The sequence below is a fragment of the Rhizobium lentis genome, from assembly GCF_017352135.1.
Lineage (GTDB): Bacteria > Pseudomonadota > Alphaproteobacteria > Rhizobiales > Rhizobiaceae > Rhizobium > Rhizobium lentis.
In genome coordinates this window covers 211369-230366 of the sequence record NZ_CP071454.1, presented here as the reverse complement: position 1 = coordinate 230366, position 18998 = coordinate 211369, and the positions used below count along the sequence as shown (strand labels likewise).

General features: G+C 62.3%; 20 protein-coding genes. 12 read left to right on the top strand and 8 right to left on the bottom strand.

The features are described from left to right. Positions 1-2: 2 nt before the first annotated feature. Positions 3-719, top strand: a complete 717-nt coding sequence (locus J0663_RS01235) for an HAD family hydrolase (RefSeq protein WP_207242677.1) — start codon at positions 3-5, stop codon at positions 717-719. A gap of 170 nt (positions 720-889) precedes the next feature. Beyond that, positions 890-2521 (top strand): FGGY-family carbohydrate kinase, encoded by a 1632-nt coding sequence (locus tag J0663_RS01230; RefSeq protein WP_207242676.1) that lies wholly within the window; start codon positions 890-892, stop codon positions 2519-2521. A 14-nt stretch (positions 2522-2535) separates the two neighbouring features. Here J0663_RS01230 and J0663_RS01225 read toward each other — a convergent pair whose 3' ends face one another. After that, complete coding sequence (locus J0663_RS01225; protein ID WP_207242675.1) at positions 2536-2994, bottom strand: hypothetical protein; 459 nt, start codon at positions 2992-2994, stop codon at positions 2536-2538. Between the two features lie 182 nt (positions 2995-3176). On the opposite strand from J0663_RS01225, the gene J0663_RS01220 reads away from it, so the two are divergent. Next, positions 3177-3833, top strand: a complete 657-nt coding sequence (locus tag J0663_RS01220) for a TetR/AcrR family transcriptional regulator (RefSeq protein ID WP_207242674.1) — start codon at positions 3177-3179, stop codon at positions 3831-3833. A 51-nt stretch (positions 3834-3884) separates the two neighbouring features. Continuing rightward, positions 3885-4904 carry a ketol-acid reductoisomerase gene (ilvC, locus tag J0663_RS01215; protein WP_004668557.1) on the top strand — a complete coding sequence of 340 codons (1020 nt, stop codon included), beginning with the start codon at positions 3885-3887 and terminating at the stop codon, positions 4902-4904. A gap of 49 nt (positions 4905-4953) precedes the next feature. Here ilvC and J0663_RS01210 read toward each other — a convergent pair whose 3' ends face one another. The 4 genes from J0663_RS01210 to J0663_RS01195 form a co-directional block, all read right to left on the bottom strand. Beyond that, positions 4954-5541, bottom strand: coding sequence for a class I SAM-dependent DNA methyltransferase (locus J0663_RS01210; RefSeq protein ID WP_207242673.1), 588 nt, complete (start codon positions 5539-5541; stop codon positions 4954-4956). Next, complete coding sequence (locus J0663_RS01205; RefSeq protein ID WP_207242672.1) at positions 5534-5863, bottom strand: type II toxin-antitoxin system RelE/ParE family toxin; 330 nt, start codon at positions 5861-5863, stop codon at positions 5534-5536. Before J0663_RS01205 ends, J0663_RS01210 begins: the two co-directional genes overlap by 8 nt. Then, a complete protein-coding gene (locus J0663_RS01200; RefSeq protein ID WP_207242671.1) occupies positions 5850-6098 on the bottom strand; it encodes a ribbon-helix-helix domain-containing protein in 249 nt (82 codons plus the stop codon). Before J0663_RS01200 ends, J0663_RS01205 begins: the two co-directional genes overlap by 14 nt. Positions 6099-6357: 259 nt before the next feature. Further along, a complete protein-coding gene (locus J0663_RS01195) occupies positions 6358-7458 on the bottom strand; it encodes a branched-chain amino acid aminotransferase (RefSeq protein WP_207242670.1) in 1101 nt (366 codons plus the stop codon). Positions 7459-7759: 301 nt separating this feature from the next. Here J0663_RS01195 and J0663_RS01190 point away from each other — a divergent pair, with 301 nt between their 5' ends. Next, positions 7760-8980 carry an aminotransferase-like domain-containing protein gene (locus J0663_RS01190; protein WP_207242669.1) on the top strand — a complete coding sequence of 407 codons (1221 nt, stop codon included), beginning with the start codon at positions 7760-7762 and terminating at the stop codon, positions 8978-8980. A 216-nt stretch (positions 8981-9196) separates the two neighbouring features. On the opposite strand, the gene J0663_RS01185 is transcribed toward J0663_RS01190, so the two are convergent. The 3 genes from J0663_RS01185 to J0663_RS01175 all read right to left on the bottom strand — a co-directional run bounded on the left by J0663_RS01185 (position 9197) and on the right by J0663_RS01175 (position 12078). Further along, positions 9197-10240, bottom strand: a complete 1044-nt coding sequence (locus tag J0663_RS01185; protein ID WP_207242668.1) for a DUF2278 family protein — start codon at positions 10238-10240, stop codon at positions 9197-9199. Between the two features lie 103 nt (positions 10241-10343). Further along, entirely contained in the window at positions 10344-11402 is a 1059-nt protein-coding gene (locus J0663_RS01180; RefSeq protein ID WP_207242667.1) for an aldo/keto reductase, read from the bottom strand. A gap of 205 nt (positions 11403-11607) precedes the next feature. Beyond that, positions 11608-12078: a MarR family winged helix-turn-helix transcriptional regulator gene (locus J0663_RS01175; RefSeq protein WP_207242666.1), complete on the bottom strand. Its 471-nt coding sequence runs from the start codon at positions 12076-12078 to the stop codon at positions 11608-11610. Positions 12079-12278: 200 nt separating this feature from the next. On the opposite strand from J0663_RS01175, the gene J0663_RS01170 reads away from it, so the two are divergent. The 7 genes from J0663_RS01170 to J0663_RS01145 all read left to right on the top strand — a co-directional run bounded on the left by J0663_RS01170 (position 12279) and on the right by J0663_RS01145 (position 18688). Beyond that, positions 12279-13046, top strand: coding sequence for an alpha/beta fold hydrolase (locus J0663_RS01170; protein WP_207242665.1), 768 nt, complete (start codon positions 12279-12281; stop codon positions 13044-13046). Positions 13047-13146: 100 nt separating this feature from the next. After that, the gene (locus J0663_RS31140; RefSeq protein WP_246590351.1) at positions 13147-13395 is read left to right on the top strand and encodes a hypothetical protein; all 249 of its coding nucleotides are present in this window, start codon (positions 13147-13149) and stop codon (positions 13393-13395) included. 42 nt (positions 13396-13437) lie between these two features. Beyond that, positions 13438-14040 carry a helix-turn-helix domain-containing protein gene (locus tag J0663_RS01165; RefSeq protein WP_246590350.1) on the top strand — a complete coding sequence of 201 codons (603 nt, stop codon included), beginning with the start codon at positions 13438-13440 and terminating at the stop codon, positions 14038-14040. A gap of 128 nt (positions 14041-14168) precedes the next feature. After that, on the top strand, positions 14169-14915 hold the full coding sequence (locus J0663_RS01160; protein WP_207242664.1) for an SDR family oxidoreductase: 747 nt from the start codon (positions 14169-14171) through the stop codon (positions 14913-14915). An 86-nt stretch (positions 14916-15001) separates the two neighbouring features. Further along, the gene (locus J0663_RS01155) at positions 15002-15979 is read left to right on the top strand and encodes an ABC transporter substrate-binding protein (RefSeq protein WP_207242663.1); all 978 of its coding nucleotides are present in this window, start codon (positions 15002-15004) and stop codon (positions 15977-15979) included. Positions 15980-15986: 7 nt separating this feature from the next. Next, a complete protein-coding gene (locus tag J0663_RS01150; RefSeq protein WP_207242662.1) occupies positions 15987-17681 on the top strand; it encodes an ABC transporter permease in 1695 nt (564 codons plus the stop codon). Beyond that, positions 17669-18688, top strand: coding sequence for an ABC transporter ATP-binding protein (locus J0663_RS01145; RefSeq protein ID WP_207242661.1), 1020 nt, complete (start codon positions 17669-17671; stop codon positions 18686-18688). Before J0663_RS01150 ends, J0663_RS01145 begins: the two co-directional genes overlap by 13 nt. The last annotated feature ends 310 nt before the right edge of the window (positions 18689-18998 follow it).

The following is an 18998-nucleotide window of genomic DNA, read 5'->3' as shown; positions in this document are numbered from 1 at the left end:
ACATGCTCACTAGTCGTGTCGATTATCCCGGTATAACGGGGGCCATGAGTAGCATCGATCTGGTGATCTTCGATTGCGACGGCGTGCTGATCGACAGCGAACCGATCGCCAGCCGCACGCTGGCGGAGACGCTGCAAGGCGCCGGCATTGCGATCACCGCGGCGGAGGCGCATGCCAAATTCACCGGCAATTCGGAAAGCATCATCGCCGAGATGTGCCGACGCGAATATGGAATCATCGATGTCGCCGCGCTGTTTGAGGCATGGCATCGTCATCTGTTCGAGGAATTTGCCCGCTCGCTGACGCCGATCCCCGGCATTTCCGAGGTCGTCAAGAGCCTCGACCGTCCGAAATGCGTCGCATCGAACAGCACGATGCGGCGGCTGCGCAACAGCCTCGGCAAACTCGATCTCTGGAGTGCCTTCGCCGAAGGCGTTTTCAGCGCCGAATTCGTATCCCGGCCGAAGCCGGCGCCTGATCTGCTGCTGCATTGCGCCGAGCGTTTTCGAGCCCGGCCGGCCAGATGCGTAATGATCGACGACAGCGTCCACGGCGTGGCGGCGGCAATCGCCGCAGGCATGACGGCCATCGGATTCGTCGATCCGGCCGATCCGAGGCCCGGCCGCCGCGCGGTCCTCGATGCCGCCGGCGCTGCCGCGGTGGCGACAGGAGCAGGGGAGCTCACCGCCATTCTGGAACATGTCGGAGGGAGGCTGTGATGGCGCCCCCGGGGTGGAGGGCGCGCTCAGCGCCCAGCCTCCTTGCTATGTCGCCGCAGGCGCGTAATGTCAGCCTCCCTGGAGGCGGGGATCGTTCCAGACAACAGACTTTGAAATTCGACCGTAGCTGCTAATCAATCCGATCTTTGACGATCCGAAAACGAGAGATCATGAGCGACACATCTCATACCTCAGAGACCGGCGCTAAATATGTCATCGGCGTCGATGTCGGCACCGGCAGCGCCCGGGCCGGCCTGTTCGATATGGCCGGCAGCATGCTGGCCTCCGCTAAGCGGAATATAAGCCTGTTTCATGAAGCCGGCTCCATGGTCGAGCAATCGAGCACCGAAATCTGGAGCGCCGTTTGCGCGGCAGTGCGAGAGGCGGTTGCCGCAGCCGGCGTCGATCCGGCGTCGGTGGTCGGGCTGGGATTCGACGCCACCTGTTCGCTCGTCGTCCTCGGCGAAGGCGGCAAGCCGCTTCCCATCGGGCCTTCGGAAGATCCGGACCGAAATATCATCGTTTGGATGGACCATCGCGCCGTCCCGCAGGCGGAACGCATCAATGCGTTTGGACACGATGTGCTGCGCTATGTCGGCGGCCGCATCTCTCCCGAAATGGAAACGCCCAAGCTTCTCTGGCTTAGGGAAAACCGTCCCGACGTCTTCAATGCCGCCTGGCAATTCTTCGATCTTGCCGATTTCCTGACCTGGCGTGCGACCGGCGATCTATCGCGCTCGACCTGCACGGTCACCTGCAAGTGGACCTATCTCGCCCATGAAAAACGTTGGGACAGCGGTTATTTCCATCAGATCGGTCTCGGCGTGCTGGCGGAGGAAGGCTTTGCCCGCATCGGCGACGTTGTCGTCGAGCCCGGTGCGGCGCTGGGCAAGGGACTGACAGCGGCTGCAGCAGAAGAGCTCGGCCTCACGCCTGGAACGGCCGTCGCAGCCGGGCTGATCGATGCCCATGCGGGCGGTGTCGGAACCGTCGGCGCCGATCCGCAAACAAACCTTGCCTATGTTTTCGGGACTTCTTCCTGCACGATGACATCGACGGCGGAGCCGTCCTTCGTTCCCGGCGTCTGGGGGCCTTATTATTCGGCGATGGTGCCGGGCCTGTGGCTGAACGAGGGCGGCCAGAGTGCCGCCGGCGCGGCGATCGACCATCTTCTCTCTTTTCATCCGGCAGCCAGCGAGGCGAGGGAGCTTTCGAAGGGCGCGGGCGTTCCGCTGCCGGTCCTGCTTGCAGACATGGCCACCGGAAAGGCGGGCCGTCCTTCAGATGCCGTCAAGCTGGCGGCCGGGCTGCACGTCGTTCCTGAATTCCTCGGTAACCGTGCCCCCTTCGCCGATCCGCATGCCCGCGCGCTCATTGCCGGTCTCGGCATGGAGCGGGATGTCGAAAGCCTGGTCTCGCTCTACATCGCGGGGCTTTGCGGCATCGGTTACGGCCTCCGGCAGATCATCGACACGCAGGTTGAGGCGGGTGTGAGCGTCGAAAATATCGTCATCAGCGGCGGGGCCGGCCAGCACGATTTCGTCCGTCAGATGCTCGCCGATGCGACCGGCAAGCCGGTGACGGCGACGAGGGCCGAGGAGCCGGTGTTGCTGGGGGCGGCCATCCTCGGCGCCGTCGCCGGCCGGCAATTTGCCGGTGTTGGCGAGGCGATGCGCAGATTGACAAAGGTGGAAAGGCGTTTTCTGCCATCGGAAGCCCCGATTTCCGACCTTCACGACAGACGCTACGAAGCGTTCAAGGCCCTTCAGGCCCTGGCACGCAAGCTTCGCAATGACGGCTGATATCTTCGCGCGGTCTAGTTATTGACCGCGATGATCGCCCAGTGGCTGTCCTCGCAGGCATTATCCTCGCAGACCGCGCCCATCCAGACGGCGCCGTTTGCGAGCATGACGCCGTCGCTGCTGACGAAGAGATCTTCATATTGCTGGCGCCCGACGGCGCGGCGGGTATCCGTTGTGACCAGGTCGTCGAAATTTTCGATGAAATCCTCGGCATTATCGACATCGTAGGTCTCGCCATTGGCCTTGACGGTCAACGGATATTCGGCGAGGCCGGCGATGGTCTCGGCATCGCCCGTTCGCATCGCCTGGACGAGCCGGCGCAGCGGCCGGTCGAAGCCCGCGGCATCGCCATGCAATTCCTCGATGCGGTTATAGACCTCGTTTTCCGATTGCGCGAAGGCGCGGTCTGTCAGGGGAGCCGTTGCCAGGAGCATCGCTCCCGCCAGGAGAAGGACGTCAGAAAGGCGCGACATTGAAGGCTCCTGGCAGATGGCGTTTCCTGACACTATGCAATCCCTATGAGCGCGCGCCTATCCAATTCTGGTATCGCACCCGCCTTTCCCGTATAAAAATCTGCCGGGCCCGGCTTGACGGCCCGATCTGTTTGCCGCATAAAGCCCGCGAACCGTACCGTACGGTACGTATTGTGGGAGCCATGACCGTGTCCGTCGATACTGCAGAGCCGAGCGAGTTTTCGCCGCGCCAGAACGCCGTTCTGGAGCAGGCGCTGCAGCTGCTGGTCGATGGCGGCGAGAAGGCGCTGACGACGTCTGGTGTCGCGCGCGCCGCCAACTGCTCGAAGGAAAGCCTTTACAAGTGGTTCGGCGACCGCGACGGGTTGCTATCGGCGATGATCGCCTATCAGGCGAGCAAGGTGCGCACCTTCGAGCGCAACGGCGAGCGACTGACGGCGACGAGCCTGCACGACCATGTCGTCATCTTCGCGCGTGACCTGCTCGAGGTTCTCGCCGGCGATGTCTCGCTGGCGCTCAACCGTCTCGCCATTGGGCAGTCGCACCGCGACGGCTCGAAGCTCGGCAAGCTCCTGCTCGAGCGCGGCCGCCGCCAGATCGACCGGCGCGCCATGGCGCTGATCGACGCCGGAAAGAGGGCGGGGCTGCTGCGCTTTGCCGATGCCGACGAGGCCTATCACACGCTTTATGGGCTTGTCGTTTCCGACCTGCATGTGCGCATGCTGCTCGGGGAACCCGGCCTCAAGGATACCGCGCGACAGGCGGAGAAGGCGGTGACCGCCTTCCTCCGGCTTTATGGCACGGAGAAGGTACTGGCGGAGATGCCGGCTCTCGGCTGATTTCGCCTCAAAGGACAGTCAACAGGACAAGCACAAGGGAAGGAACTTCAAATGCGCGTCTATTACGATCGTGATGCCGATCTCAACCTCATCAAGGCCAAGAAGGTCGCCGTCATCGGCTACGGCTCGCAGGGCCGCGCCCATGCGCTGAACCTGAAGGACAGCGGCGCCCAGAACCTCGTCATCGCGCTCAAGGCTGGTTCGCCCACCGTCAAGAAGGCCGAAGCCGATGGCTTCAAGGTCATGACGGTCGCCGAAGCCGCCGGCTGGGCCGACCTGATGATGATGGCGACGCCGGATGAACTGCAGGCCGACATCTACAAGGCCGATATCGCTCCAAACATCCGCGACGGCGCTGCGATCGCTTTCGCCCACGGCCTCAACGTCCATTTCGGCCTGATCGAGCCGAAGGCTTCCGTCGACGTCGTCATGATCGCGCCGAAGGGCCCGGGCCACACGGTTCGCGGCGAATACCAAAAGGGCGGCGGCGTTCCCTGCCTCGTTGCCGTTCACCAGAACGCTTCCGGCAATGCGCTTGAACTCGCGCTCTCCTACGCCTGCGGCGTCGGCGGTGGCCGTTCCGGCATCATCGAAACCAACTTCCGCGAAGAGTGCGAAACCGACCTCTTCGGCGAACAGGTTGTTCTCTGCGGCGGTCTCGTCGAGCTCATTCGCGCCGGTTTCGAAACGCTGACCGAAGCCGGTTACGCGCCTGAGATGGCCTATTTCGAGTGCCTGCACGAAGTGAAGCTGATCGTCGACCTGATCTATGAAGGCGGCATCGCCAACATGAACTACTCGATCTCCAACACGGCCGAGTGGGGCGAATACGTCACGGGCCCGCGCATCATCACCGAAGAAACCAAGGCTGAGATGAAGCGCGTGCTGAAGGACATCCAGACCGGCAAGTTCACCTCGGAATGGATGCAGGAATACCGGTCGGGTGCGGCCCGCTTCAAGGGTATCCGCCGCAACAACGACAGCCACCAGATCGAGGAAGTCGGCGCCAAGCTGCGCGGCATGATGCCCTGGATCGGCAAGAACAAGCTGGTCGACAAGAGCGTGAACTAAGCGTTTCCAGACCGCTGGGATCGAGAGGCCGGGGCGGAAGCTCCGGCCTTTATCTTTGGGCGCTCACCACGATCCAGCGGGTCGGCTTGCCGTCATATCCGCCACCGTCGCTTTCCTCCAGGACGAGGTTGCGCCAGCCACCCTCCGTCAAAAGCGCCGACAGCCATTCGGCGGAAGGATAGTTGTAATAACGTCCGAAGCCGTCATAGCCCTCAGCTTCCCCAGCCTTGAAGCTTGCGTGAAGGAGGCCGCCGGGCTTCAGGGCGCGGTGGATGCGGGTGAAGACGTCGGGCAGCTCGGATCTCGGAACATGGAGAAGGCTTGCATGCGCCCAGACACCGTGGAAGGCGCTGTCGGCGTCGAGTTCCTGGAATAGCATCACCTTCACCGGCCTGCCGATCCGCGCTTCGGCCTGTCTTGCGAGTTCAGCAGAGCCGTCGGTCGGCGTCACGGCGAAACCCTGCGCTAGCATATAGGCGCTGTCCTGCCCGCCGCCGCAGCCGAGTTCAAGGATCGCAGCTCCCGGCGCGAGCCGGGCGAGGAAGGCGTCGAGCTTCTGTTTCGGCAGGCTGCGTGCGCGGTTGGCGTATAAGTCTGCGTTGTTGTCGTAGAAGGCGGATGTGCTGTCATCAGGCATGCGGGGCGCCCGATCCGGGTTGTCGGTTGGATTGAAGATGTCTATCGGCGAGCCGGTCGGCGCCGATGATGTCGATGACGAGGATGCCATCCGGTATTTGCCGATAAAATGCGACGTGACGCATGTGAAGAAGGCGGCGAAGGCCGGCGCCGAGTTCGTCGCACGCGTCTCCCATGGAAGGCACGCGCGAGAGAAGTATGAAAATCCGATCCCAGTCGAGGAGATAGGCATCCGCCTGCGCCTCGCCGAAATGCAGGCTGGCATATTCGTCGATGCCCGAGAGCACGGCATCTGCGGTTCGGGTCAGCCTATAGGTTGTCACGCAGCTTTGCCTTCGTTTCCAACAGAATATCGGCAATGCGCCGGTCGCTGATGCCGCTCTCCTCAGCCAACCTCAGCATCTCACGCAATTCTTCGTCATCGAGCTTGCGATGATCCTGGTCCTTGAGGACGAGCTCCGCCAGATATGCGCTGGCGTTGGCGTATCTGCCGCTTGCGACACGGCGTGCGACGTAATCCGCCAGATTGTCCGGAAGCGAGATCGTCATTTTCGCCATTGAATTCGGTGCCGTCCGTACATGCCGGTTTCAGCTATCTCTGACGCCGGATTACCATTTCCCACGTGTGATAGAAGCGTTGCGCTCCGCCGTCGAGCACTTGGGTCACATCGGGGTCAGTCTTTTTATCGATATAGATGACGCGAATCGAGATCCTTGAAATGGGGCGTCGCAATCGGCGGTCGCGAGTTTGTGACGAGACGGAGAGCGGCGCCACCATGTCGGTGGTGAGGCCGCCATTTACGTGGAACGTCCGGAGTTAGGCCGGGATGAGGCGCGTCCAGCCGTGCTCATCGTTCGTCACGCCCTTCTGCAGGCTGACGAGCTGCTGGCGCAGTTCGCTGGTCAGCTTGCCGGTCTGTCCGTCTCCGATCAGAAACTCGCCGCCGGCATGTCGAACCAGGCCGATGCCCGCCAGGACCGCGGCAGTGCCGCAAGCGAAGGCTTCGACGAGCCTGCCGCTGGCAGCGTCGTCCTGCCACTCCGCGAAGGAGTAGGGACGTTGCTCGACGCGCAAGCCTCTTTCTTCAGCGAGCACAATCACGGAGGCCCGGGTGATGCCTGGCAGGATCGTGCCGCCAAGGGGCGGGGTCACCACCGATCCGTCATTCATCACGAAGAAGACGTTCATGCCGCCGAGTTCTTCGACCCAGCGATGCTCTGCGGCGTCCAGGAAGACGACCTGATCGCAACCCTTCTTTGTCGCCTCGGCTTGCGCCACGAGACTGGCTGCGTAGTTTCCGCCACATTTTGCAGCTCCCGTACCGCCAGCGGCTGCACGCGTGTATTCAGTCTCGACCCATAGGGAGACGGCCTTCGCGCCGCCCTTGAAGTAGGCGCCGACCGGGGAGGCGATGATGCAGAAGACATATTCCTGAGCCGGACGAACCCCGAGAAACGCCTCGTTGGCAAACATGAAGGGGCGGAGGTAAAGGCTGGCGTCGCCCGAGGGGATCCAGCTCCTGTCGACGCGGACCAGCTCTTCGACGGCCTTCAAGAAAAGTTCTTCCGGGACTTCCGGCATTGCCATGCGGGCTGCCGACTGAGCGAAGCGGCGGGCATTTTCCTCCGGACGGAAGAGCAGGATGCGGCCGTCGTCGGCCTTGTAGGCCTTCATGCCTTCGAAGATTTCCTGGGCGTAGTGCAGCACGGCGCTTGCCGGATCGAGTTCCAGAGGGCGGCGCGGCGTGACCTTCGCATCGTGCCAGCCCTTGTCGGCCGTCCAGCGTGCCAGGACCATATGATCGGTGAAGATCTTGCCGAAGCCGGGTGTTTCCAGTGCCTTGATGCGATCGGCGTCGGGGACGGGAGACTTGTGGAATTCGATTGTGATTTCAGGAGAGGTCGACGTCACGGTCATGCTGGCACCTTGATAGTCCATTGAATAATGGGCGGCACACTACTGCCCCCGGGCCGGTTTTGGAAAGGACTGTATCGACCGCTTTCGGCTTTTTGACCAGAGGAATAGTCGCTCGAGGCGGCAAATTTCACGCGGAGTGCGCCATTTGCGTGGAACCTCCAACGTCCGTCCGATTTTGCGTCGGCTCTCGAATGCCGGATCTTCCAACTTTGTCCCAGTGACAAGAAAATAGGTCAGTATTGTTGACATAAATTTCCCTGCATGATCAGCTGCGGATATTAGAAAATAAGAGGAAACCTCCATGCTGAACTGGGACGCAATGTTTGCGACGCGCTCCTCCCGTATGCGCGCTTCGGAAATCCGCGAGCTTCTGAAACTTCTCGACCGGCCTGACATTATTTCCTTCGCCGGCGGCATTCCGGACCCTGCGCTGTTCCCGGATCAGGAATTCAAGCAGGCTTACGCGGATATTTTCGGCAGTTCGGCCGTCACCTCCGCTCTGCAATATTCGGTTTCCGAAGGCTACAAGCCGCTGCGCGAATGGCTGGTCGGGCAGATGGGTGCGCTCGGCATTCCCTGCGAGCTCGACAATGTCTTCATCGTTTCCGGCTCGCAGCAAGGGCTCGATTATCTCGGCAAGCTCTTCCTGTCGCCCAACGACACCGCGCTGGTGACCTGGCCGACCTATCTCGGCGCGCTGCAGGCCTTCAACGCCTATGAGCCGGCCTATGACCAGCTGACGCCGAGCGGCAACCGGACGCCGGAATCCTATCGCCTGGCGGCGGCCGCCGCCGGAGGCAAGGTCAAGTTCGCCTATCTCTCCACCGATTTCTCCAATCCCACAGGTGAAACGGTCGATCTCGCCGGCCGCAAGCGGGTGCTGGCGCTCGCCGAAGAACTCGATATCGCCGTCATCGAGGATGCGGCCTACCAGTCGCTGCGTTACGACGGGGAGCCGATCCCGCCGATCCTGGCGCTTGAAATCGCCGAGAAGGGCCATATCAACGATACGCGCACGATCTATTGCGGCAGCTTTTCCAAGACGCTGGCGCCCGGACTTCGCGTCGGCTTCATCGTCGCCAGTGCGCTCGTCATCCGCAAGCTGGTGCTGATGAAGCAGGCGGCCGACCTGCACTCCTCGACGATCAACCAGATAGCGATAGCAGATGTCGCCGAGCGCGGTTTCGACGCGCAGGTCGCCAAGATCAAGGCCGTCTACAGCAAGCGCCGCGATTGCATGCTGGCGGCACTGGAAAAATATATGCGGCAGGGCACCAGCTGGACGAAGCCGGAGGGCGGCATGTTCATCTGGATCACGCTGCCGGAAGGCATGGATGGCGCCAAGCTGCTCGCCAGATCGCTGGAAACCGCCAAGGTCGCCTTCGTGCCCGGCAAGGCCTTCTTCGCCGACGGCTCCGGCGCCAACACCTTCCGCGTCAGCTTCTCCTGCGCCAACGAGCAGATGATCGAGGATGGCATCAGCCGGTTGGGGAGGTTGATTTCGGCGGAGATCGGTGGGTGAGCAGGTAGGTTGAGGGCTTTGTGCTCTTTGGCTGATCTTCTGCAGATGTTCTTTGGAACGAGCCTCTGCCCCTCACGCTAACTCTCCCCGTAAACACGGGGCGAGGGGACGTGCCAAACGCAACGTTGAAGATGAGGAAGGCGGTGCTGCATATCCCCTTCTCCCCGCAGGCGGGGAAGAAGGTGGCGGCAGCCGGATGAGGGGCTTGCGCGCCCATCAAAAGATCGTCGTCCAACCTTCATTCGCCGTCTCGCTCTTTCCGTAGCCGACGCGGTCGGCGACCGCTCCGTCGGCGTTGCGCAGGATGATGTCGCCTCCGCGATTGGCGAGCTGCGGGCCGCCGGCGGCTGCATTGAGCGCGATCGTGCGGGTCTCGCCTGCGGCAAGCGCTCCCGCCAGCGTCTGCGTCCGGCCGTTCTCGTCCTCCAGCTTCCAGCCGTCGAGCGAAGCAACCATGTCGGAGCGGTTGATGATTGTTACCGTTTCGGCTCCCGCGCCGCCTTCGCCATTCACGGGGTTGATCAGCGCGGCGATGATGCGCAGCGACGAGGCGACGACCGGCTGCGGCCGGCGGGTGCCTTCGCCGCGGCCCTGGCCGCCGCGGTTTTCGGCGACGGGATGGCCGGTCTTCTCATCGGTGTTCCAGTTTTGCGACTGGAAGCAGAGGAAGATCGCGGCCCATTCGTCGGTATCGGTGAAATGGACGAGCAGCGCCCCGTCCTGGTTCGGACCGTTTGTGGCCTTGAAGCTGCCGCCGTCACCCTGGTTCATGTGGATGTCGTGGATGCCGTTGCCCGGTTCGAATTCAAAATATTGGTCCGGCTTGTTGTGCTCGGGCCCCCAGGCTTCACCGAAGGCATAGAAATGGATGTCGGGATCGGCAATCGCTTCCTCGACGATCGGCTCGATGAACTCGCGCAGATCATTCTTCGGGCCGGAGAGCTGGAAGGGCGCGACATCCATGTCCTCGCGTTCTATCAGCCCGCCGCGGACATAATCGATCGTAAGCTCGGGGCGGTCCCTGCGGATGTCGGTCAGGCCCATCGGCAGGGCTTCGAGCGCCTCCGTCAGCGCCCCGTGCTTGAAATCGACGATGTTGGCATAGAGCAGGTCGTGGGGCGATTGCTTGGAGCGGACGTTGACCGCGATCCGGTAGCTGACGCCGTTCGCCTCGATGCGGATCTCGATATGCGGATCGTTGTCATCATCGAGGGCGAGCGCGCTCGCCGTACCCTTCAGGACCTTGTAATTCTTCAGCATGGCGAGCCTCCCTGGCGATGCGGGATCTCACGCTAGCACGGTGAAGATGCATCTTTTATGACGCATATCCTTCACCGTGCAATGCCGTCATCGCGTCCGGCTTCTATTGCTGAAGATGCGGGCCGAAAAGCTCGAGATCGGCTTCGCCAAGCCTGTCGCTTGCCGTGTTCAGCTGATGCCAATAGGGATAGATCACCGGCGGCTGGCTTACGGCGTCGAGGCGCTTGCGCTCCTCATCCGTGAGCTTCAACCCTGCGGCGGCGATGTTGTCGCGGAACTGGGCTTCGGTGCGCCCGCCGATGATGACCGAGGTAACCGCCTTGCGGCCGATCAGCCAGGCAAGCGCAACCTGAGCGGCGGAAACGCCGCGTTCCTCGCCGATCGCGACCAGCGTCTCAACGATGTTCCAGAGGCGGTTTTCGTCGCGGATCGGCGGCTCGGTCCAGCCGGCGAACTGGCGGGTGCCTTCGGGCGCGGCCTGGTTGCGGCGGTGTTTGCCGGAAAGCAGGCCGCCGGCGAGCGGGCTCCAGACCAGCACGCCGAGGCCCTGGTCGATCGAGATCGGCAGCAGCTCGTATTCGGCGTCGCGGGCTTCCAGCGTGTAATGGATCTGCTGGCTGATGAAGCGCTGATAGCGGTGCTCGCTGGCGATCCCGAGCGCCTTCATGATGTGCCAACCGGAATAGTTCGAGCAGCCGACATAACGCACCTTGCCCTGTTTGATCAGGGTGTCGAGCGCTTCCATCGTCTCTTCGAGCGGCGTCTGGCCGTCCCATTCATGCACCTGGTAGAGGTCGATGACATCGGTCTTCAGGCGCTTGAGGCTCGCCTCGCATTCGCGGATCAGGTGGTAGCGCGAGAGCCCGCGGTCGTTCGGACCGTCGCCCATGCCGAAGCGGGCCTTGGTCGCGAGCAGGACGCCCTGCGGCCGCTTGCCGGCGAGCGCCTCGCCGATGATGTTTTCGCATTCGCCATTGGAATAAATATTGGCGGTGTCGATCAGGTTGATGCCGGCATCGATGCACATGTCGATCATCTTCTTGGCCTCGGAGACGCCGAGATGGCCGACCATCTTCGCCCAGCCGACGCCGCCGAAAGTCATCGTGCCCATGGTCAAAGTCGAAACCTTCAGGCCGGAACGGCCGAGCAGACGATATTCCATTGAACTCCTCCTTCATCGAAACGCGATTGACGTACCGCAAAGCGCCAGAATGGCAACGGCGGCGTGTTCGGCCGGCGTGAGGAGTGGCGATGGGAGCGCCATCGATCGCGGTGCGCTGGGCCGCCGGCAGATCGTACAATATGCGATCGGCTTGTCGACGAAAATCGTCCTGGCGTGGTGACTGCGCGGCGGGCGCCGCCTCGCGTCAGGTCTCGTTCCTGTCCTTCTTGTGAATATTGTCGCGAAGCGCAGCGATCGTGTCCCGAATTTTGTCGACGGTGTCGGCGTCGAGGCCGACGGCCTTGCCGATGCAGTCGAACACGTGGGCGGCGCGGCTCTTGAGGGCCTGTCCTTCCTTCGTCAGGCGCAAGAGCACCTGGCGCTCGTCGGCGGGATTGCGGTTGCGGGTGACGAGGCCGACATTTTCCAGCCGCTTCAGCAGCGGGGTGAGGGTGCTGGAATCAAGGAAAAGCGTCTCGCCGAGATCCTTCACCGTGCGGTCGTCACGCGCCCACAATGCGGTCATGACCAGGAATTGCGGATAGGTCAGATCCAGCTCATCGAGCAGGGGGCGGTAAAGCTGGTTGAAGGCGTGGCTTGCCGAATAGATTGAAAAGCAAAGCATTTCATCGATCTTCGGCACGTCGGCGATATCATTCGATGGGGTGTTTTTCATCACGCTCTCCTCCGCGATCAATATAATTTGTGCGCGATCTGTTTGCAAGCTATTGACGTCACACACGAGGCTGGCTATTTAGATCGTGTACAAAGAAATCGCTTGCAAATTAAATGAAAGCGGGGACTTGAAGGCACGTGAACGTCCCGTGCGGTTCCCGCTTCGGCTCCCTAGACTCAACCGACGAAAGGAATTGACCCATGTTCAAGTTTGCTGCTGTCGTCGCCCTGGCGGGCGCACTTCTGTCCGGTGCTGCCTTCGCTCAGCCGGCCAAGCCGACCGTCGTTCTCGTCCACGGCGCCTTTGCCGATTCATCCAGCTGGAACGGCGTCGTCGAGATCCTGCGCAAGGACGGCTTTCCGGTCGTGGCTGCCGCCAATCCGCTGCGCAGCGTTTCGAGCGACGCCGCCTATGTGTCCGACGTCGTCGGCAGCATTGCCGGCCCTGTCGTCCTCGTCGGCCATTCCTACGGCGGGCAGGTGATCTCAACCGCCGCCAACGGCCATGACAACGTCAAGTCGCTGGTCTATGTCGCGGCCTTCGCGCCCGAAGCCGGAGAATCGGTTGCCGATCTCGCCGGCAAGTTTCCCGGCGGCACGCTGGCCGGGGCGCTTGCTGCGCCTGTAAAACTCAGCGCAGGCGGCGTCGATCTCTATATCGACCAGGCCAAGTTCCGTGACCAGTTCGCCAGCGACGTACCGGCCGAGCAGGCGCGCCTGATGGCAGCGGCCCAGCGGCCGATCACCGAAGCGGCGCTCACTGAAAAATCCGGCGAACCCGCCTGGAAGAAGCTGCCGTCATGGTTCGTCTACGGCACCGGCGACAAGAACATCCCGGCCGCAGCCCTCGGCTTCATGGCCGAGCGGGCAGGGTCCAAGCGGACCGTCGTCGTCGATAGCGCCTCCCACGTCGTGATGGTGTCGCATCCTGACAAGGTTGCCGAACTGATCGAAGAGGCTGCGAAGTAATAGTCGATCCAGAGACCACGGCGCGATTGCGCCGTGGTGCGAATGCTGCGCGCCCATTATGGGCTTGAAAAGACCGCGGGCGTTCTCGCAGAATACGCGCATGCTCAGAACCTCGGCCGACAAGCTCAACGACCACATCCATGGTCGTCTTCTCTCGCGAAGCGAGGGGCCAGCCTGGAAGAACGTGCTCGTGCATCTCCTATCCCATAGCTGGCGGGAGGACGGGCTTATCGTTCCCGCCGTTGCCGAACCGCTGCTGGTTTTGATCGTTTCCGGCTCGGCCGTCATAGAAGAGCGCGAATTCTCCGGTGAGTGGCAAGGCGCCCGCGCCGATGTCGGCGACTTCTAACTGACCAATTCAGCGACGCCCTATGAGATGCGCTGGACCTCCATGTCAGCCGAACCGTTCCGCGTGATGCATGTCTATCTGGGCCTGCCGCTGATCGAGGCGGCGGCCGCGGAAGTCCTGTCCGCCAGTCACGATCGGCTTTGCCTACGCGACGTTTCGGCCGGACGCGACCCTTTGATCAACCATCTACTGCAACTGATCCTCAGCGAATTGACCGAGGCAAGGGAGCCGAGCGAGATTTTCGTGCAGGGGGTTGCCCAGGCGCTGGCCGTCCATCTCGTGCGTTCCTACGCGGATGCAGATCTGCCGCCGCGGCGCCGGGTTGGCCTTCCGGCGTTCAAGCTTCGCCGGGTGACAGATCTGATGGCAAGCGGGATTGCCGAAGCCTTCAGCCTCGAAGCGCTTGCGGCCGAAGCTGGGCTCAGCCCGTTCCATTTCAGCCGGGTTTTCAAGCAGTCGACGGGATATTCGCCCTCGGAATATTTCATCCGCATGCGGATGGCCGAGGCGCGAAGGCTGCTTCGGGAAACCGATCGGAGTATCATCGAGATCGGTCTCGATGTCGGCTATTCCAGCCCCAGCCATTTCGCCACTGTCTTTCGCAAGGCCGTCGGCATTACCCCATCGGAATATCGCAACGGCTGATGTTTGCCGCAAGATCGCGATATCGGCCGCAAAGGCCCGAGCGCGAAGGTTGGTCGCCTCTCCTAGATTGTCTTCCGTCAACAGCGGCCGGCTCCGCATTCGGGGCCGCCACATGAAAGGAAGCAAACATGTCTATTGATGGTAAGGTTGCTCTCGTCACCGGTGCGTCGAGCGGTATCGGCGCCGCCACCGCGCTGAAACTCGCAAAGGCAGGCGCCAAGATCGGGCTCGCCGCCCGCCGGCTCGACCGGCTCTCTGCGCTGCAGCAGCAGATCGCTGATCATGGCGGCCAGGCCGTCGCTCTCGAAATGGACGTTGTCGACCAGGCCTCCGTCACGGCGGGCGCTGAAAAGCTCGCAGAAGCCTTCGGCTCGATCGACATTCTCTTCAACAATGCCGGCCTGATGCCGATCTCGGATCTGGAGGCGCTGAAGACCGATGAGTGGCATCGCATGGTCGATGTCAACATCAAGGGATTGTTGAACACGACTGCCGCGGTCCTGCCCATGATGATCAGGCAGAAGGGCGGGCATATCGTCAACACCTCGTCGATCGCCGGGAGGAAAGTCTTCCCGGGTCTTGCCGTCTATTGCGCCACCAAACATGCGGTGACGGCGATCTCGGAAGGCATGCGTCTCGAGCTTTCCAAGAAGCATAATATCCGCGTGACCTGCATCCAGCCGGGCGCGGTGGAATCCGAGCTCTTCGAACATATTTCCGACGGCAATTATCGGGGCCAGATGGAAGCGCTCAAGGAGCAGATGGAATTCCTGAAGGCCGACGACATTGCCGAGACGGTGCTCTTCGCACTGCAGGCCCCGGGCCGGATGGATATCGCCGAGCTCTTCGTGATGCCCGCGCAGCAGCCCTGGTGACATGGGCGGCAGAGGCCACCGCTTGTCACATCTCTGTCAACGACCCCTAATAAGGGAGGGGTGACGCAATCCCGAGGACCCCTCCCATGAAAACAATCGTTTCCGCCGCGGCCCTTCTTGCCGCGAGCCTTTTTGCCATTCCGGCTTCGGCCGCAAACCTCGTTCTCTACACCAGCCAGCCGAACGAAGACGCGCAGGCGACGGTCGATGGCTTCATGGCCGCCAATCCCGATATCAAGGTCGACTGGGTGCGCGACGGCACGCCGAAGATCATCGCCAAGCTGCAGGCCGAGATCCAGGCTGGCAATCCGGTCGCCGATCTTCTCCTCATCGCCGACGTGGTGACGCTGGAGCGCTTGAAGGAAGAGGGCAAGCTGCTTGCTTACAAGTCGCCGGAAGCAGCAGCCTACGACGCCACCCTCTATGACGCCGACGGCTACTACTACTCCACCAAGCTGATCACCACCGGCATCATGTACAACACTTCCGCCGCGATGAAGCCTGCGAGCTGGAAGGACCTGGCCAAGCCTGAGGCCAAGGGGCTCGTGACGATGCCGAGCCCGCTCGCGTCGGGTGCGGCCCTCATCCACGCACAGACGCTTGCCGCTGTTCCCGGCCTCGGCTGGGACTTCTACAAGTCGCTGCAGGCCAACGGCGCGATCGCCGCCGGCGGTAACGGCGCCGTGCTGAAGTCGGTCGCCTCCGGCGAGAAGGCCTATGGCGTGGTCGTCGATTACCTGCCGATCCGCGAGAAGGCCAAGGGCGCTCCCGTCGAGTTCGTCTTCCCGAGCGAAGGCGTATCCGCCGTCACCGAGCCGGTCGGCATCCTCGCCAGCAGCAAGAATGCCGAGGCCGCCAAGAAGTTCGTCGATTACGTGCTTTCTGAAAAAGGCCAGGAAGGCTTCCTCAAGCTCGGCTATATCCCGGCACGCAACGGCATGAAGGTTCCGGATGGTTTCCCGGCGCGCGACACGATCAAGGTCCTGCCGATCAAGGCGGCCGAAGCTTTGAAGAATACCGATCAGGATCTGAAGATCTTCTCGGGCATCTACGGCTCGAACTGATCCTTCCATGCAAGGATACGTGAGACCGGGAAACAGCCAGCCCGCCTGGCTGTTTCCTTTTATCGTTATATCAGTTCTGTTCCTCAGCGTGCTGCCGCTCGCTCGCCTCGCCATGGTCGGGATTGCGGCCTTCGCCAGCGGCGGTGTCATCGATGTCTTGAGTGAGCCGTTGCTCTGGCAGGCCACCTATTACACCATGGTCACGTCGGTTCTCGGCACGATCATCTCGCTTCTCATTGGCTGCCTCTTCGCTTTCCTGCTGACGCTGACCGATATCCGCGGCAAGGGGCCGCTCAGCTTCTTCTTTGTGCTGCCGATGATGATCCCGCCGCAGGTGACGGCGCTCGCCTGGGTGCAGATGTCCGGCCCATCCAGCCCGCTGCTGAAGGCGCTCTCGCTTGCGCCGCCGCTCGGCTCGCCGCAGTCGCTCTATTCGGTTGGCGGCATCGCGCTGCTCTATGGCGTGCAGCATGCGCCGCTGGTTTATCTCGCGCTGCGCGCCGGGTTGATGACGCTGCCGCGTGACGGTGTCGAGGCGGCGCGGCTTTCCGGCGCTTCCAGCTTGCGTGTGTTCCGCGACATCATCCTGCCTCTGTCGCTGCCCGGCATCATTGCCGGCGCGGCGATCTCCTTCGTTTCCTGCACCGGCAATTTCGGCATCCCCGCCATTCTCGGCATCCCGGCCTCGATCTTTACCCTACCGACCTTGATCTTCACCAAATTCTCAGCCTTCACCAGCCGCACCTTCGGCGATGTCGCCGTGCTTTCAGCGATTATTGCGATGATTTCGGTCGCAGGCCTGATGATCCAGGATCGGGCGCTCCGAGGCCGCGACTATCGCGTCATCGGGTTATCGGGAGCCAATGCCGCCTTCGAACTTGGTCCTTGGCGCCTCCTCTTCACGCCGTTCCTGTGGACTATCTTGTTTTTCATGCTGGCAGCACCCTTCTTCGCGCTCGTTGCCGGCGCGCTGGTGCCGGCCTATGGCGTGCCGCTCTCCTTCAAGACCATGTCGCTGCATGCGTTCCAGGAGATCCTCTTTAGGCAGGCGGTGACGCGCACGGCCTTTATCAATTCGCTGTCGCTCGCCGGCGCGACCGCGCTTGGTCTCCTTGTCGTGGCGGTGCTTGCGGCCTATGCGCTGGCGCGGCGCAGGGACGCGGTATCGCGCATCATCGCCAGCCTGATCGAGATACCTTATTCGCTGCCCGGCATCGTCATGGCGGTTGCCTTCATCCTGGTCTTCGCCGCTCCCATCCCGGTCCTCAACGTCTCACTCTATGGCACGATCTGGATCATCCTGATCGCCTATTTCTCCTCCTTCTTCGCCGTCAGCCTGAAACCCGTCGTCAGCGCCTTCCACCAGCTCGATCCGGCGCTCGAAGAGGCGGCGCGGCTTTCGGGGGCCGGCTTCTTCCGCAGGCTTTTCGACATCATCGTGCCGCTGATTGCGCCGGCTGCCGGCGCTTCCGTCATCCTCGTCTTCCTGATCGCCTGCAACGAGCTGACGATCTCCGCGCTCCTCTGGTCGGCCGGCACCCAGACGCTTGGCGTCGCCATCTACAATCTCGACGACAGCGGCAGTTCAGACCTTGCCTCGGCACTCTCGGTGCTCGTCGTCCTCATGGTCGTCGTCATGATGCTGCTCCTGGAACTCCTGGCGAAACGCCTGCCGAAAGGAGTGGTCCCATGGCGAAGCTGATCCTCAACCGTGTGGCCAAGGATTTCGGCACCGGGCGCGCCGCCGTCAGCGGCTTTTCATTGGATGTGCGCGAGGGTGGTTTCCTGGCGCTGCTCGGGCCTTCCGGCTGCGGCAAGACCACGGTGCTCAGGATGATCGCCGGTTTCGAGACGCCCTCCGACGGCTCGATACATCTCGGCGAACGGCTGCTGGCCGATGCCGCGCAATCGCTGCCGCCGGAAAAGCGCAACATGGCGATGGTCTTCCAGTCCTATGCGCTCTGGCCGCATATGAGTGTGGCGGATAATGTCGGCTATCCCCTGAAGGTGCGCGGCATTTCGGGCGCGGCTTACCGGGCTAAGGTCGGCGAGGCGCTCGCCACCGTGCGGCTCGCCGATTACGCTGCACGCCGGCCGGCCGATCTCTCCGGCGGCCAGCGCCAGCGCGTGGCGCTCGCCCGCTGCCTGGTGACATCGCCCGACGTCGTGTTGCTCGACGAGCCGCTCGCCAATCTCGACCGGCACCTGAAGCAGGAGATGGAGGAAACCTTCCGCGAGTTCCATCAGCGCTCGGACGCGACGATGATCTACGTCACCCACGATCAGAGCGAGGCGATGGCGCTGGCAACCGACGTCGCCGTCATGTCCGAGGGCCGCCTGCTGCAGGTGGCGCCGCCCGCCGAAATCTATGCCCGGCCGGAAGGCCGCATCGTCGGCGGGCTGATCGGGCGCGGCGCGATCCTGACGCTGCCGGTGATAGGTGGCGAACGCCAGTTGGAGTGGGACGAGCTGCAGGATGCGCTTCAAGCCGCCAATACCGACGGCGCCGATATTCTCGTGCGGCCGGAGGATGTGATCATCGGCGGCGAGGGGACGCCCGCGACCGTCGAATCCGTTCTCTTCGAGGGCGAGCGTTATGCCGTCAAACTCACGCTCGGCAACGGCCAGACGCTGCGCGCCTACAGCCGCGTCGTCGTCGAGGCCGGCGAAGCCGTGCGTGCCGTCATCCGCGCCGGCTGGCGGCTTTGAGGCTGGGTTACGATTTCAACGAAGAGATAAAAGAATCCAGGTCTGAGGAATCGTCGAGAAGAAGCATTCCCTTTTCCGTCCATCGGCCACCTTGAGGAGCTGGCTCGACCAGACCGTACGCGGAGAGAACTTCTATCGCCAGTTCGCCCGCGTGCATTGCCTTGTGGTTCAGGTAGCCATTGTCTTCGCTTATGTATTGCTCACACATAGATGCTAGGGCTTCCAGGATCACTTTCTCTTCGGTGTCATGATTTTTGCGGCTCCGGGGGCAGAATACCTAAACGATATCAGAAGTTATATGACTTCACCG

Coding starts and splice junctions, on each gene's coding strand:
- J0663_RS01235 (WP_207242677.1), top strand. CDS start 3: ATGCTCACTAGTCGTGTCGATTATCCCGGTATAACGGGGGCCATGAGT.
- J0663_RS01230 (WP_207242676.1), top strand. CDS start 890: ATGAGCGACACATCTCATACCTCAGAGACCGGCGCTAAATATGTCATC.
- J0663_RS01225 (WP_207242675.1), bottom strand. CDS start 2,994: ATGTCGCGCCTTTCTGACGTCCTTCTCCTGGCGGGAGCGATGCTCCTG.
- J0663_RS01220 (WP_207242674.1), top strand. CDS start 3,177: ATGACCGTGTCCGTCGATACTGCAGAGCCGAGCGAGTTTTCGCCGCGC.
- ilvC (WP_004668557.1), top strand. CDS start 3,885: ATGCGCGTCTATTACGATCGTGATGCCGATCTCAACCTCATCAAGGCC.
- J0663_RS01210 (WP_207242673.1), bottom strand. CDS start 5,541: ATGCCTGATGACAGCACATCCGCCTTCTACGACAACAACGCAGACTTA.
- J0663_RS01200 (WP_207242671.1), bottom strand. CDS start 6,098: ATGGCGAAAATGACGATCTCGCTTCCGGACAATCTGGCGGATTACGTC.
- J0663_RS01195 (WP_207242670.1), bottom strand. CDS start 7,458: ATGACCGTGACGTCGACCTCTCCTGAAATCACAATCGAATTCCACAAG.
- J0663_RS01190 (WP_207242669.1), top strand. CDS start 7,760: ATGCTGAACTGGGACGCAATGTTTGCGACGCGCTCCTCCCGTATGCGC.
- J0663_RS01185 (WP_207242668.1), bottom strand. CDS start 10,240: ATGCTGAAGAATTACAAGGTCCTGAAGGGTACGGCGAGCGCGCTCGCC.
- J0663_RS01180 (WP_207242667.1), bottom strand. CDS start 11,402: ATGGAATATCGTCTGCTCGGCCGTTCCGGCCTGAAGGTTTCGACTTTG.
- J0663_RS01175 (WP_207242666.1), bottom strand. CDS start 12,078: ATGAAAAACACCCCATCGAATGATATCGCCGACGTGCCGAAGATCGAT.
- J0663_RS01170 (WP_207242665.1), top strand. CDS start 12,279: ATGTTCAAGTTTGCTGCTGTCGTCGCCCTGGCGGGCGCACTTCTGTCC.
- J0663_RS31140 (WP_246590351.1), top strand. CDS start 13,147: ATGCTCAGAACCTCGGCCGACAAGCTCAACGACCACATCCATGGTCGT.
- J0663_RS01165 (WP_246590350.1), top strand. CDS start 13,438: ATGTCAGCCGAACCGTTCCGCGTGATGCATGTCTATCTGGGCCTGCCG.
- J0663_RS01160 (WP_207242664.1), top strand. CDS start 14,169: ATGTCTATTGATGGTAAGGTTGCTCTCGTCACCGGTGCGTCGAGCGGT.
- J0663_RS01155 (WP_207242663.1), top strand. CDS start 15,002: ATGAAAACAATCGTTTCCGCCGCGGCCCTTCTTGCCGCGAGCCTTTTT.
- J0663_RS01150 (WP_207242662.1), top strand. CDS start 15,987: ATGCAAGGATACGTGAGACCGGGAAACAGCCAGCCCGCCTGGCTGTTT.
- J0663_RS01145 (WP_207242661.1), top strand. CDS start 17,669: ATGGCGAAGCTGATCCTCAACCGTGTGGCCAAGGATTTCGGCACCGGG.